13 protein-coding genes are annotated in these 13,212 nt (G+C 70.1%); 2 read left to right on the top strand and 11 right to left on the bottom strand.

Going from position 1 to position 13,212, the window contains the following annotated elements:
- Nucleotides 1-524 precede the first annotated feature (524 nt).
- The 6 genes from ATK30_RS08010 to ATK30_RS07985 all read right to left on the bottom strand — a co-directional run bounded on the left by ATK30_RS08010 (nt 525) and on the right by ATK30_RS07985 (nt 6,084).
- A complete protein-coding gene (locus tag ATK30_RS08010) occupies nt 525-1,727 on the bottom strand; it encodes a L,D-transpeptidase (RefSeq protein WP_101435026.1) in 1,203 nt (400 codons plus the stop codon).
- 132 nt (nt 1,728-1,859) lie between these two features.
- On the bottom strand, nt 1,860-2,729 hold the full coding sequence (locus ATK30_RS08005; RefSeq protein WP_101435025.1) for a patatin-like phospholipase family protein: 870 nt from the start codon (nt 2,727-2,729) through the stop codon (nt 1,860-1,862).
- A 65-nt stretch (nt 2,730-2,794) separates the two neighbouring features.
- Nucleotides 2,795-3,463, bottom strand: coding sequence for a DedA family protein (locus ATK30_RS08000; RefSeq protein ID WP_101435024.1), 669 nt, complete (start codon nt 3,461-3,463; stop codon nt 2,795-2,797).
- A gap of 103 nt (nt 3,464-3,566) precedes the next feature.
- Nucleotides 3,567-4,568 (bottom strand): lipoyl synthase, encoded by a 1,002-nt coding sequence (gene lipA, locus ATK30_RS07995; RefSeq protein WP_101435023.1) that lies wholly within the window; start codon nt 4,566-4,568, stop codon nt 3,567-3,569.
- Nucleotides 4,569-4,598: 30 nt separating this feature from the next.
- Nucleotides 4,599-5,543 (bottom strand): oxidoreductase, encoded by a 945-nt coding sequence (locus tag ATK30_RS07990; protein WP_101435022.1) that lies wholly within the window; start codon nt 5,541-5,543, stop codon nt 4,599-4,601.
- A gap of 19 nt (nt 5,544-5,562) precedes the next feature.
- Complete coding sequence (locus ATK30_RS07985) at nt 5,563-6,084, bottom strand: hypothetical protein (protein ID WP_101435021.1); 522 nt, start codon at nt 6,082-6,084, stop codon at nt 5,563-5,565.
- Nucleotides 6,085-6,216: 132 nt separating this feature from the next.
- Between ATK30_RS07985 and ATK30_RS07980 the strand changes: the two genes are divergently transcribed.
- Both ATK30_RS07980 and ATK30_RS07975 read left to right on the top strand, forming a co-directional pair.
- A complete protein-coding gene (locus ATK30_RS07980) occupies nt 6,217-6,837 on the top strand; it encodes a TetR/AcrR family transcriptional regulator (RefSeq protein WP_101435020.1) in 621 nt (206 codons plus the stop codon).
- Between the two features lie 24 nt (nt 6,838-6,861).
- Nucleotides 6,862-7,797, top strand: coding sequence for an LLM class F420-dependent oxidoreductase (locus ATK30_RS07975; RefSeq protein WP_101435019.1), 936 nt, complete (start codon nt 6,862-6,864; stop codon nt 7,795-7,797).
- A gap of 228 nt (nt 7,798-8,025) precedes the next feature.
- Here the strand turns inward: ATK30_RS07975 and lipB are convergent, their stop codons facing one another.
- The 5 genes from lipB to sucB all read right to left on the bottom strand — a co-directional run bounded on the left by lipB (nt 8,026) and on the right by sucB (nt 13,175).
- Complete coding sequence (gene lipB / locus ATK30_RS07970; protein WP_101435018.1) at nt 8,026-8,769, bottom strand: lipoyl(octanoyl) transferase LipB; 744 nt, start codon at nt 8,767-8,769, stop codon at nt 8,026-8,028.
- The gene (locus tag ATK30_RS07965) at nt 8,766-9,395 is read right to left on the bottom strand and encodes a phosphatase PAP2 family protein (RefSeq protein ID WP_167441855.1); all 630 of its coding nucleotides are present in this window, start codon (nt 9,393-9,395) and stop codon (nt 8,766-8,768) included. Before ATK30_RS07965 ends, lipB begins: the two co-directional genes overlap by 4 nt.
- A complete protein-coding gene (locus ATK30_RS07960; protein ID WP_101435016.1) occupies nt 9,392-10,270 on the bottom strand; it encodes a TIGR01777 family oxidoreductase in 879 nt (292 codons plus the stop codon). Before ATK30_RS07960 ends, ATK30_RS07965 begins: the two co-directional genes overlap by 4 nt.
- 845 nt (nt 10,271-11,115) lie before the next feature.
- On the bottom strand, nt 11,116-11,349 hold the full coding sequence (locus tag ATK30_RS46055) for a serine hydrolase (RefSeq protein ID WP_101435015.1): 234 nt from the start codon (nt 11,347-11,349) through the stop codon (nt 11,116-11,118).
- A gap of 38 nt (nt 11,350-11,387) precedes the next feature.
- Nucleotides 11,388-13,175 carry a 2-oxoglutarate dehydrogenase, E2 component, dihydrolipoamide succinyltransferase gene (sucB, locus tag ATK30_RS07945; RefSeq protein ID WP_101435014.1) on the bottom strand — a complete coding sequence of 596 codons (1,788 nt, stop codon included), beginning with the start codon at nt 13,173-13,175 and terminating at the stop codon, nt 11,388-11,390.
- Between the last annotated feature and the right edge of the window lie 37 nt (nt 13,176-13,212).

The following is a 13,212-nucleotide window of genomic DNA, read 5'->3' as shown; positions in this document are numbered from 1 at the left end:
CGTGCCTGCGAACGGAACGCAGCCTGCGCCAAGGAACTGGATGGGCGCGGCGTGGCAGAAATGCAGCGAGCCGCCCCCGAGGCGATGCGGCGGAGCGCCAGTAGTGGGCGAATGCGAAGCGATAGACGCGCAGAACATGGCGCTGGCTAGGGCGACCAGCGCGAGAGGTAGACGTGTTGCGGCAGGAACCCAGCAGCACGGAACCAGCCCGGCACAAGCGCGGAACCAGCGCGGCGCGAGTGCCAGGAGCGTTTGCGGCAGGAACCCAGTCAGCGGCAAGGAACCAGCGCGGCGCAACGGACAGGAATGTAGCCCCAGCAGCAGCGAAGGCAGCAAAGAGCGGCTGTCCGGCTCGGGCTTCCCTCCGCCCGCCCCCGCGGCAACCCAGCTCGGTCCTAGATCCGCGTGGATTCCGGTCCCGGGCAACGAAAAGGGTGCCGGAGCGCGAAGCTCCGGCACCCTTCTCTGTCGAACCGTTCAACCGAACCCGGCCTCTGCCCTGGCCTCAGCCTGGGCCGCTGGCTTTACTGCAGGGCCGAGCCCTTCTGCCAGTCGGCCCAGGACTTGGACCAGTCGCCGTACAGGTCCCACACCGGGAGCTGCGGGCCGCCCGAGTTGGTGACCTCTACGACGTCTCCGAGGCCGAAGTTGTTGAAGAACCATTCGGCGTTGGCGGCGTTCAGGTTGATGCAGCCGTGCGAGACGTTCGAGTTGCCCTGCTGTCCGACGCTGTTCGGGTTCTCGTGGACGAACTCGCCGTCGTTCGAGATGCGTTCGGAGAACTTCTCGTCCGAGCGGTACGCCTTCGGGTCCGGCGGGCACACGCCGTACGTGCAGGAGTCCATCGTGTAGTTCGCCTGCTTGTCCGAGATGACGTGCGGGCCGAGATGGGTGGGCGTCGCGTCCTTGCCCATCGAGATCGGCATTGACTTCACCATCGAACCGTTGTGGAAGATCTGCATCTGCTCGCTGCTGCCGTCGGCTTTCGCGATCCACGAATCGTGCACCTTGTACGTTTCGGTCCGATCCTCCGCTCCGTAGACGCCATCTCCGAAATCGACGCCGTAAATCTTCGCGGTGACCGTGATCGTGGTGCCCGGCTGCCAGTATTCCTTCGGCCGGTAATGGACGTTCTTGTCGTCCATCCAATACCAGCTGCCGTCCTGCTTCGGCGACGACTCGACCGTGAGCGCCTTCTCCACGGCCGCCTTGTTCTTGACCGGGGCGCCGAAGCTGAACACGATCGGCTGCCCGACGCCGACACCCGTGCTCTTCACCGCGCCTGGGGCCGGGATCAGGTTCGCGTTCGCCTGCTTCTTCGGAGCCAGCGTGGTCACCTGGCCCTGCTGTTCGACGGTTTTCCCGTCCGCGCCTTGGGCGTGCGCCTTCACCTGGTAGGTGCCGGCGTAGCCGAGGACCTCGGTGGTCTTCCAGCTGAGCTTGTCCGGCGAGAACTCGCCCGCGACGGTTTTGCCTTTGGAACTCGTGACCGTGACGTCCGTGAGCTTCCCGTTCGCCGCCTTCACGACGATCGGCGTCGTCGGGCTGATCCCGGACGCGTTGGCCGGTTCGATCGTCACCGACGCCGGCGTCGCGGTCTGGCTCGACCCGCCCGGCGACCCGGGCGTGCCGGAGTCGCCGCCGCCGTCCCCGGAGGAACAGGCGGAAAGCAGCAAGGTCGCCGCGAGAATTCCGGCGAGCGGAAAAAATGTCTTCTTCGGGAACATTATGTCTCTTTTGTGAGGGTCCAGGACCGGCAGGTTCGACTGCAAAACTACGCGATCGGAAAGACGCCGCTACCGGCGGATCGGTGCATTGGGGTGACGCGTATCACGAGCGCGATTCCGGGTCCGGGCGGATCAGGGACGCAGCAATCCGGGGGCTCCGTACAGGCCGGGGCCGTCGACGGTGAGTTCCTTCAGGTGATCCCTGGCCGCGTGGTAGGCCTCCGACGCGAGATCGTCGGTGCGCGAGAAGTCGAGCGGGCTCACCCGAACCGGCGCCGGGCCCGGCAGATAGACCACCGGCACCTTCCGGGCGGCGATCGGCGCTTCCAGCACGGCTTGGTTGCGCATGCTGATCATCGCGGTGAACATCATCACCTCGGCGAACGTCCGGGGTGCGCCGGGCATTTTGCCGGGAAACGCGCAGTCCAGCACGACCAGCGACTTCGCGCCCATGCGCAACGCCTGCCGCATCGGGACGTTGGCGACCAGGCCGCCGTCGTAGAGGAGCCGGTCCTCGTGCGGCACCGGCGGATAGATGCCGGGGATCGCGCAGCTCGCCAGGAGCGGCGCTTGCAGCGGCCCGGAGGTGATCAGGATCGGCTCGGCGGTGTCGACATCGGTGGTGACGACTCCTAGCGGCATCCCCAGGTCCTCGAACCGGCGGCCGGTGCCGACGTGGTCGTCGATGATCTTGGCGAGGCCGGTGTTCGGGAACAGATGGGTTTTGCTGTGCCGGAGCGTCCGGACCTGGCTGAGCACGCCGCCGGGGAAGGCCTCGGCCTTCGTCATGTGCGCCCAGATGTCGCGGAGCCGCCGGAGCCGGTCGTCGCCGGGCAGCGAGAGCACCGCGGCGTTCAGCGAGCCGACGGACGTGCCGACCGCCAGATCCGGCGTGATGCCCGCTTCGTCGAGCGCTTGCAGCATGCCCACCTGCAGCGCGCCGAGGCTGCCGCCCCCGCCGAGGACGAACGCGACGGGCTTCGGGAGGTCTAGTGCCTGCATACGGTCGAATCTAATCAGCCGGACGGTCCCCGGGCGGGTGACTTCGGGTGAGGTGGATCGCTGCGCTAGGTGCCGGTGCGGGCGGGCTCTTCCGGCTGCTCGTCCGGCGAACCGGCCACGCCCAGCGCCTTGCGTTTCTTCAAGCGGAGCAAGAAGAACGCCAGCACCCCGAGCACCAGCGCCGCCACCACGAGGAATCCGGTGTTCATCGCGCTCTCGACCTGCTTGGCCGCCTCGCCCAGCGCCGCGCCGAGGCTGATGTGCACGAGCGACCAGCAGAACGCGCCGGCGGCGGTCGCGGGGAGGAACTTGCGGAACGGCAGGTTCGACGCTCCCGCGGCGGCCGGCGTCAGGGTGCGCAGCACCGGCAGGAACCGCGCGAAGAACACCGCCCACGCACCTCGGCGTTCGAGGACGCCGGCGGCTCGGTCCCAGGCGTCCAGGCCGTATTTGCGGATGAGCTTCGTCTCCCGCAGCCGAGGTCCGAACTTCCGGCCGAGCGCGTACCCGATCGAGTCGCCCAGCGCGGCGCAGACGGTGATGACCGCCCACAGCGTCAGGAAGCGGGGCACGGACGTCGCCGTGGTCGCCGCGATCAGCAGGCCCGATTCGCCCGGGGCGATGAAGCCGAGGCCGATCGTGCACTCGGCCAGCACGAGGCCGCCGGCTGCCGCGACAAGGCCTGGTTGGGGGAGTGCTTGCAACCAGTCGAGGAGGTCCGTTACTAAAGCCACACCATCACTTTACTGATTCTTGGGAATCGGGGGCCGCGCTCGAGGGGCCCGGAGACGAGTCAGGGGCCCCGGTGGGTAACCGGGGCCCCTGACTCGGACGGCTTCAGCGGGACAGGAGGCTGCTGGCTTCTTGTGCAGCCGGTCCTTCGGCGGTCAGGTGGGCGAGGTTCTCCGGGAGTTCCTCGCCGCGGTGGGCCTTGGTCTGGGCGTAGAGCCGTCCGGCGCGGTAGGACGAGCGGACCAGGGGACCGGCCATGACGCCCGGGAACCCGATCGCCTCCGCGGTTTTCGCGTGTTCGACGAATTCTTCCGGCTTGACCCACCGGTCGACGGGGTGGTGGCGCGGGGAGGGCCGCAGGTACTGGGTGATGGTGATGATCTCGCACCCGGCGTCGAACAGGTCCTGCAACGCCGTCGACACCTCGTCCGGGGTCTCGCCCATGCCGAGGATCAGGTTCGACTTCGTCACCAAACCCGCCGCACGAGCCCGGGTGATCACCTCCAGCGAACGCGCGTACCGGAACCCGGGACGGATCCGCTTGAAAATCCGCGGCACCGTCTCCACATTGTGCGCCAGCACCTCCGGCCGCGACCCGAACACCTCCGCCAACTGCTCCGGCTCCGCATTGAAATCCGGGATCAGCAACTCCACCCCCGTGCCCGGGTTCAACGCGTGGATCTGCCGCACCGTCTCCGCATACAACCACGCCCCGCCGTCGGCCAGATCGTCCCGGGCGACACCGGTGATCGTCGAATACCGCAGCCCCATCGCCTGCACGCTCTCCGCGACCTTCCGCGGCTCCGTGCGGTCCAGCTCAGCAGGCCTGCCCGTGTCGATCTGACAGAAATCGCACCGCCGCGTGCACTGATCCCCGCCAATCAAAAAGGTGGCTTCCCGGTCCTCCCAACACTCGTAAATGTTGGGACACCCGGCTTCTTCGCACACGGTGTGCAAGCCCTCGCGCTTGACGAGGCCCTTGAGCTCAGTGAACTCCGGACCCATCCGCACCCGCGTCTTGATCCACGACGGCTTCTTCTCAATCGGCGTCTCACTGTTGCGCACCTCAAGCCGCAACAACTTCCGCCCCTCCGGTGCAGCACTCACGGGCTCCACCCTACGCCCGGGAAACCGCCCTCAACTCGGGTCGGGAGTGACGCCGGTCAGCTCGGCGGTGAGCTCCCACAATCTGGTCCCGGCTTGCGGATCCCGGGCCGGGGCGAGGGTGCGGACCTTCGCCGGGCGGCCGCGGACGGCGAAGACCGGTCCGAGGTAGTCGCCGCCTTCGACGTCCGGGGCCGTCGCGGCGTACAGCTGCGGCAGCGCGCCGTGCTCGACGCGTTGGGCCAGCAGCATTCCGCCGAGCTTGCCGATCTCCCGGATCGCGGTGCGAAGCAAGGGATTCTGATACGAACCGGCCATGTTCGTGGTCAGGCCGGTCGCGCTGTAGCCGGGGTGCGCGAGCACGCTGAGCACGGTGGAATCCGCCGCGCGAAGGCGCCGGTCCAGTTCGATGCCGAAGGTTTGGTTCGCCAGTTTCGCCTGGCCGTACGCGGCTGCCGCGCGGTACGGGCGGCGTTCGGCGTTCGGGTCGTCCAAGTGCAGGTGCGCGCCGAGAGCGGCGACGCTGGACAGGGTGACGACGCGGCCGGCCGGTGCGCCGCGCAGGGCGGGCATCAGCAGCCAGGTCAGCGCGGCGTGCCCGAGGTGATTGGTGCCGAATTGCAGCTCGAAACCGTCTGCGGTGCGGCCTTGCGCGGTGGCCATGACGCCGGCGTTGTTCATCAGCACGTCCAGCGCGTCGCCGGTGAGTTCGCGCACCTTGGCGGCGGCTTCGCGGACGGACGCCAGGTCGGCGAGGTCCAGCCGGACGAGTTCGGGTTTCGTCCCGGACGCCGCGGCGCGGACCCGTTCGAGGGCGGTTTCGCCGCGTTCGGGCGAGCGGCAGCCGAGCAGCACGCGGGCGCCGTGTGCGGCGAGGACTTCCGCCGAACGCAGGCCGAGGCCGGAATTCGCTCCGGTGATCAGGACGGTCCGGCCGCTCTGGTCGGGGATCCGGGCCTCGGTCCAGCGTTCGTTCATCGGGTCAGCTAACTACATGTCACGCACTCGGCGCGAGCAGGCGCATCAGATGCCCGACCGGACCGCGCCTGCGGACCGGGCCGGTGTCGCCCGCGCGGATGAGCGCGTCGAGCGTGCGCCCGACCTTGACGATCTCGTCGGCGGGCTCGTCCGGTTCGGCGAGGCCCGCGGTGAGCGCCAGCATGTGCAGTTCGGTGCGGTGCAGCGGTTCCAGTGCGGGGCAGCGCTCGAGGGCGCCGTCCAGCACCGCGCGGAGGTCTTCGTGGTCCTGCTGTGCCTGCCGCCACGCGCGGGTGACGGCGTCGACCTGGTCGCCGGGCAGATCCGCCTCGTCGGGGTCGGCGAACTCGGCGCGCAGGTAGCCGCTGAGCAGCTGCGTCCACTTGTACTGCAGTGCCAGCAACAGGTTCTCTTCGGTGCCGAACTCGTCGGCGGCACCCGGGATTTCGGCCAGCGACAGCGGTTCCCGCGGTGCGCGCCTCGCCTGGCGGACAGCGGCATCGAGGATCTCTCGCCGCCGGTAGAAGTCGGTCCAGCTCATGGTGTGGCTCCCCTTCCGTGACCCGGGCCATACTGCCGGTCTGCGGCATACTCCCGGTACGGACCTGACGCAGCCAACATACCACGGGTATGGTCCGGCAGGCCCCGGCGTAAGGTTGTGAGCGTGCCGACAATGAGGTCCCGACGACTCGACTACTCCGAGTCGACCCGATCCGCCCTGGTCGACAGCGCGGTCGAACTGTTCACGAAACGCGGATACGCGGGTACCTCGCTCGACGAGGTGGCCAAACGCGCCCGCGTCACGAAAGGCGCGCTGTACCACCATTTCAGCGGGAAGCAAGCGCTCTTCGAGGCCGCGTTCGAACAGGTGGAAAGCCTGGTCTACGACCGGCTGCAGAAGATCATGACCGGCGACGGCGAGCCGTGGGAGCGCGCGATGAGCGGGCTGCAGGCGTTCATCCGCAGCTGCCTCGACCCGTCGTACCAGCGGATCGCCATCCACGAGGGTCCGGTCGTGATGGGCTGGGAACGCTGGCGCGAGGCCGAGGAACAGTCCAGCTTCGGGCTCGTGCGGTCCGGGCTGCAGCTGCTCGTCGACGCGGGCGAGGTGGAGCCGGTGCCGGTCGACCTCACCGCGCGGCTGCTGTTCGGCGCCCTGTCGAGCGCGGCGACCGAGATCGCCGGCGCGGCCGACCCCAAGAAGGTCGGGGCCGAGATCGAGGACGTCATCACGCGGATGCTGACCCGGCTGCGCCGCCCGGCCGAAGAGCAGGAACGGCCCGCCGCGGGCTGACCGATCCGCCGATAGGCTGGCGGCATGGACTTGAGGATCTTCACCGAACCCCAGCAGGGGGCGAGCTACGACGACCTGCTGCGGGTGGCGCGGACCACCGAAGCCGCGGGTTACGACGCCTTTTTCCGCAGCGACCACTACCTCAAGATGGGCAGCGCGGACGGTCTTCCCGGGCCGACCGACGCGTGGATCACCCTCGCCGGCCTCGCCCGCGAGACCGAGCGGGTCCGGCTCGGCACGCTCGTCACCGCGGCCACCTTCCGCCACCCCGGCCCGCTCGCGATCTCGGTCGCGCAGGTGGACCAGATGTCCGGCGGACGCGTGGAATTCGGCCTCGGCACCGGCTGGTACGACGACGAGCACACCGCCTACGGCCTCACCCTGCCGCCGCTCAAGGAGCGCTTCGACCGCTACGCCGAGCAGCTCGCGGTGATCACCGGCCTGTGGAAGACCCCAGTGGGGCAGACGTTCTCCTACTCCGGCGACTACTACACGCTCGCCGACTCGCCCGCGCTGCCGAAGCCCGCGCAGTCGCCCGCGCCGCCGGTGATCATCGGCGGCGGCGGCAAGAAGCGCACCCCGGCGCTGGCCGCGCAGTACGCCGACGAGTTCAACCTGCCGTTCGTGGACGCCGAAACCGCGCTCGCGCAGTTCGAGCGCGTCGACGCGGCGGCGGAGGCGATCGGCCGCGACCCCAAGGAAATCCTGCGTTCGGTCGCGCTCGTGCTGGCGGCGGGCCGCGACGAGGCCGAGGTCGCGCGCCGGGCCGGGGCGATCGGGCGCGAGGTGGACGAGCTGCGGGCCAACGGGCTGGCCGGGACCGCGGCGGAGATCGTGGACCGGATCGGGCAGTGGCGGGAGAAGACCGGGATCACCCGGCTGTACCTGCAGGTGCTGGACCTTTCCGATCTGGACCACATCGAGTTCGTGGCGTCGGAGGTTGCTCCGCAGCTGGATTGAGGCGGTTGCGACGGGGCCTGTTGCGGTGGGGTCCGTTGCGGTGGGGCCTGTTGCGGTGGGGCACCCCGAAGCTGATTGTGACTACGGGCGGCGGGTGCTTGTCAAGGCGGGAAAGATGCCTTGACAAGCACCCGCCGCCCGTGTTTCCGGCTTCGTATCGGGGTGCGGGGTGGGGGCTGGCACCCTGGTGCGTGGGCGTGCCCGTCCTGTCTTGGCCGGGCTGTCAGCTCAGTTCTGCAGGGCGAAGGTGACGCCGGGGGCTTTCGGGGTTTCCGGGCGCGGCAGCCAGCGGTCGTCGCTCACCGGCAGTTCGCCTTCGAGCGCGGCCAGCACCAGTTCCTTCGCCAGCGGCAGCACCTCGGCGACCGGGACGTCGCGCTGCAGTTCCCAGGACAGCGAGGTGACGCCCGCGTCGCGGATGCCGCACGGCACGATGTTGTCGAAGGCGGTCAGGTCGGCGTTGCAGTTCAGCTCGAACCCGTGCATCGTCACGCCTCGCTGGACGCGAATGCCGATCGCGGCGATCTTGCGTTCGATGCCGCGTTCGTCGGCCGGGATCCAGACGCCGCTGCGGCCCTCGACGCGGCCAGTGCGCACGCCGAACCGGTCGCATACCGCGATCAGCGCTTCCTCGAGCCTGCGCACGTAGTGCATGACGTCGATCGGGTCGGCGAGCTTCAGGATCGGGTAGCCGACCAGCTGGCCGGGGCCGTGCCAGGTGATCTTGCCGCCGCGGTCGACGTCGATCACCGGGGTGCCGTCGGCGGGCCGGTCCTCGGGTTCGGTGCGCTTGCCCGCGGTGTAGACCGACGGGTGCTCCAGCAGCAGCATGGTGTCCGGCCCGGTTTCGTCCGCGCGTGCGGCGAGGATCTCCCGCTGCAGGTCCCAGGCCTCGGTGTACTCGATCGTGCCGACCTCGCGCACGACGAGGGGCTCGGTGGCGGCACGACAGCTAGCGCTCGAAGAACTCACCCGTCGAGGCTACGCCTTTCGCGCGCCGGAAAGGGAATCAGCCGGAGTGCGGTCGCTGACACCAGCCCCACGCCGAGCACCGCGAGCACGGCCCCGACGGTGTCGGTCACCCAGTGCACGCCGAGCACGATCCGGCAGGCCGCGGCCAGCACGGTGGCGGCGGCGGAAATCCAGATCGCCCACCGCGCGAACCGCGGCCGGAGCCAGGCGCAGAGCAGGACCACGACCAGGCCGGTGGCGGCCACTGAGACGACGTGGCCGCTGGGGTAGCTCAGATCCGGGTACGCGCGCGGGCGCTGGCGCTGGAACACCGGCTTGAACGCCAGGCTGGTCAGCCGGCACAGCAGCAGCACCACGGCGAGCCGCACGCACAGTGAGAACTGCGACCGGTTCCGCAGCACGATCGCCAGCAGAACGACGCCGAGCACGTACGGCAAGACTGGACCGAGGACGTTCGTCACCACGCCCGCGACCTGACCGGCCGGGCGGGTGTTCTGTCCTTGCAAGGCAGTGGCGACCTCGACGTCCAGCTGCAGCGGCTGCCGGTCCACGAGCAAGCCGAGCCAGAGGAACGCGGCGAACAGCACCACTCCGGTGACGACCCACCGCACGCGCGGCATCGTCACGTCGCCGCGGCGAGCGCGCCGTCGACGGTGCGGTGCCGGAATTCGTACCCGCTGGCCTCCAGCTTCCGCGGCACTGCGCGCTGCCCGAACAACGCCATCTCCTCGGCGGCCTGGCCGAGGGCGATCTTCATCGCGATTTCCGGCACCCACCACGGCGCGGGCCGGTGCACGGCGTGGCCGAGGGCGCGGGTGAACTCGGTGTTGGTCACCGGGATCGGGCCGGTGAGGTTGACCGGGCCGGAGAGCGTGTCGTGCTCCAGGATGTGCATCAGGGCACCGATTTCGTCGTCCAGCGCGATCCACGGCATGTACTGCCTGCCGTCGCCCAGCCGCCCGCCGAGCGCGAAGCGGAAGAGCGGACGCAGCACGTCGAGCAGGCCGCCGTGCCGGGCGAGGACGAGCCCGGTGCGGACCGTGACCACGCGGGCGTTGGCCGCAGCGGCGGTGGCGTTCTCCCACTCGACGCACATTTCAGCGAGAAAACCGTTGCCGGCCTTGGTGTCCTCATCGACCACAGTGGACCCGGTGTTGCCGTAGTAGCCCACCGCGGAGGCATTCACCAGTACCCCGATGCCGTGCTCCGCCACGGCTTCGGCGAGCACTTCGGTCGGCTCCACGCGGCTGTCGAGCAGCTGCTGTTTGCGCATTCCGCTCCAGCGGCCGGGCAGCAGCGGCGCGCCGCACAGGTTCACCACCGCGTCGATGCCGTCGAACGCGCCGTCGTCGATCCGTCCCGACGGCGGGTCCCAGCCGCGTTCGTCTTCCGCCCGCGCGGTGCGCCGCACGAGCCGGCGCACGTCGTGCCCGGATTCGCGCAGCCGTCCGGTCAATGCGGTGCCGAGGAGACCGCCGGAGCCCGCGATGAGTACCCGCATGCCTCTGATCGTGTCCTATCGACCCGGTTCGCGCACACCCGGGCGGAGCTGACCGGCGACGTCCGCGGCCGCGGTCAGCAGCACCAGTGCGGGAATCGCGGCGCTCGGCTTGAGCCGGTAGCTGCCGCGGCGGTCCTGCTCGACCAGTCCGGCCGCGGCGAGCGCCCTGAGATGGTGGTAAAGCCGTCCCGGCGAGCACCTCGGCGCGCGGCCTGTCCGGCAGCGACAGGGATCGCGGGCGTGGTGAGCCGGACTTCCCAGCGCAGCTTCCTGGCGGCTTGGCCACGACCGGCACGTCGAGGACCTGGTGCGCGAGGACAGCCGCTCGATCGCGGCTCGCGGCGATTTCGTGGTGCAAGCCGGACAATTGCGCGGCGCTGCCCTGGCCGGTCGCTGCCGACCACGCCATGACCGCTTCGGCGGAGGGCGGTTTCTCGGCGGCGCGGGGAGCACCTGGGCGCGGAACGACGGGTCGTACGCGAACCGGTTCGACAGCGCGTCTCCCGCCGCGCGGCGCACCATGACCGGGCTCCCCGCGGCGGGCAGTACTCGGGGAAATACCGCAGCAACGTCTCGCCGCCGAACATCCGGACGTCCGGCATCCGCCAGCCGCCTCGGGCCGCGGCCGCTCGCAGCGCCCGGTAGCCGAGCAGGGAGCGCAGGGAGTCGGCCGCGGAGTTGTCGCTGACGAGAATCATCATTTCCGCGATGCTTTGCAGCGGCACGCGCTGGTCCGGACCCTTCGCGACGCCGTACTCGTCGCAGGGGATTCCCAGACGGGGCAACGCGTTCCGGTGGCTGCCCTGGCCGATCGGACCGTCTCCGAGGTACGGGTGCCGGGCGTCTCAATCGCCGACGCGCACCTGCGCGGCCGGATCGATGCGCCCCTGCGCGACCGCGGTCGTGTAGACGAGCAGATGCATCACCTTGATCGCGGACGCGATCGTCAGGGAGCGCTCCGGAAGATGGCTGAACCGGCGGCCGGCGCCGTCGTCGAAGACCGGTGACCCGTCGTCGGGATGCGCGGCGAGCCGGGCGAGCCAGCCTTCGGGAACGGCAAACGACGACGGCCCCCGCACCGTGAAGTGCGGGGGCCGTCGGGCGGGGAGCTACCGGATCAGAGACCCAGCTCGTCCTCGAAGTTGCCCTCTTCCAGCCGCTGCTTGATCGTGGTCAGGAAGCGGCCGGCGTCCGCGCCGTCGACCAGGCGGTGGTCGTAGGTCAGCGGCAGGTACGCCATCGAGCGGATCGCGATGGTGTCGTTGCCGTCGGCGTCGCTCACCACGACCGGACGCTTCACCACGGCGCCGGTGCCGAGCATGCCGGACTGCGGCTGCACGATGATCGGCGTGTCGAACAAGGCCCCGTTGGAGCCGATGTTCGTGACGGTGAAGGTGCCGCCGATCAGCTCGTCCGGCTTGATCTTGTTGGCCCGGGCCCGCGCCGCCAGGTCGGCGATGCGGTGCGCGAGACCGGCCAGGCTCAGCTCGCCCGCGTCGTGGATCACGACCGAGAGCAGGCCGCGCTCGGTGTCCACCGCGATGCCCAGGTGCACGGCGCCGTGGTAGGTGATCTCCTTCGTTTCCTCGTTGTAGGACGCGTTGACGTTCGGGTGCTGCTTGAGCGCCTCGACGGTCGCCTTGGCGAAGAACGGCAGGAACGTGAGGTTGACGCCCTCGCGCTCCTTGAACGCCGCCTTCGCGCGCTGGCGCAGCTTGGCGATCTTGGTGACGTCCACCTCGTGCACCTGCGTGAGCTGCGCGGAAACCTGCAGCGACTCGCGGGTCTTGGTGGCGGTGATCTGCCGGATCCGGCTCGCCTTCTGCACGGTGCCGCGCAGGGCGGCGACCTCCGGCGAGACCGCGGCGGCGCGCGGCGCGGACGGAGCGGCGGCGGCCGGAGCGGACGGGGCGGCAGCAGCCGGGGCCGGGGCCTGCTTCTGCTTGGCCTCCGCCGCGGCGAGCACGTCCTGCTTGCGGATGCGGCCGCCGACTCCGCTGCCGGTCAGCGACGCGAGGTCGATGCCGTGCTCGGAGGCGAGCTTGCGCACCAGCGGCGTGACGTACGGGCCGTCCGCGGAGCCGTTGTCCGCCGGGGCCTGGGCGGCCGGAGCGGGCTTGCTCTCCTGAGCCGGTGCCGGAGCCGGAGCGGCGGGCGCGGGGGCCGGAGCCGCCGGGGCGGGGGCGGGCTTGCTTTCCTGGACCGGGGCCGGGGCGGGCTCGGGTTCGGCAGCGGGCTCCGGCTTGCTTTCCTGAGCCGGAGCGGCGGCCGGGGCGGCGCTCGCGTCGCCGATGACCGCGAGCACTCCGCCGACCTCGACGGTCTCGTCCTCGCCCGCGCGGATCTCCAGCACGGTGCCGGCGACCGGCGACGGGACCTCGGTGTCGACCTTGTCGGTGGAGATCTCGAGCAGCGGCTCGTCGACCTCGACCGAGTCGCCGACCTGCTTCAGCCAGCGGGTGACGGTGCCCTCGGTGACGCTCTCGCCCAGCTCGGGCAGCTTCACCTCGGTGCCCGAACCCCCGGCGGCCGGCGCGGTGTCCGGCTGCGACGGAGCGGACTCGGCCGGGGCGGCCGACTGGGCCGGAGCAGGGGCCTCCTGCTGCTGCGGGGCGGGCTCCGGTTCGGACTGCTGGGCGGGCGCGGAGGACTCGGGCACGCCGCCGGTGCCGTCGTCGATCACCGCCAGTTCGCCGCCGACCTCGACGGTGTCGTCTTCCTTGGCGCTGATCTTCACGACCGTGCCGGCGACCGGCGACGGTACTTCGGTGTCGACCTTGTCGGTCGAGATCTCGAGCAACGGCTCGTCGACCTCGACGGTGTCGCCCTCCTGCTTCAACCACCGGGTGACGGTTCCCTCGGTGACGCTCTCGCCGAGCTCCGGCAGCGTGACGGAGTAGGCCATTGTTCGCTGGCTCCCTTGATCGCTAAGACGTGGTCTG

This window comes from Amycolatopsis echigonensis, from assembly GCF_002846615.1.
Classification (GTDB): Bacteria; Actinomycetota; Actinomycetes; order Mycobacteriales; family Pseudonocardiaceae; genus Amycolatopsis; species Amycolatopsis echigonensis.
Note: the sequence above shows the minus strand (reverse complement) of the source record. Positions and strands in the feature narration are given on the sequence as shown.

Excerpts from the sequence above, each read along its gene's own strand:
- ATK30_RS08010 (WP_101435026.1), bottom strand. The coding sequence starts at position 1,727 with ATGTTCCCGAAGAAGACATTTTTTCCGCTCGCCGGAATTCTCGCGGCG.
- ATK30_RS08005 (WP_101435025.1), bottom strand. The coding sequence starts at position 2,729 with ATGCAGGCACTAGACCTCCCGAAGCCCGTCGCGTTCGTCCTCGGCGGG.
- ATK30_RS07990 (WP_101435022.1), bottom strand. The coding sequence starts at position 5,543 with ATGAACGAACGCTGGACCGAGGCCCGGATCCCCGACCAGAGCGGCCGG.
- ATK30_RS07985 (WP_101435021.1), bottom strand. The coding sequence starts at position 6,084 with ATGAGCTGGACCGACTTCTACCGGCGGCGAGAGATCCTCGATGCCGCT.
- ATK30_RS07980 (WP_101435020.1), top strand. The coding sequence starts at position 6,217 with ATGAGGTCCCGACGACTCGACTACTCCGAGTCGACCCGATCCGCCCTG.
- ATK30_RS07975 (WP_101435019.1), top strand. The coding sequence starts at position 6,862 with ATGGACTTGAGGATCTTCACCGAACCCCAGCAGGGGGCGAGCTACGAC.
- ATK30_RS07960 (WP_101435016.1), bottom strand. The coding sequence starts at position 10,270 with ATGCGGGTACTCATCGCGGGCTCCGGCGGTCTCCTCGGCACCGCATTG.
- sucB (WP_101435014.1), bottom strand. The coding sequence starts at position 13,175 with ATGGCCTACTCCGTCACGCTGCCGGAGCTCGGCGAGAGCGTCACCGAG.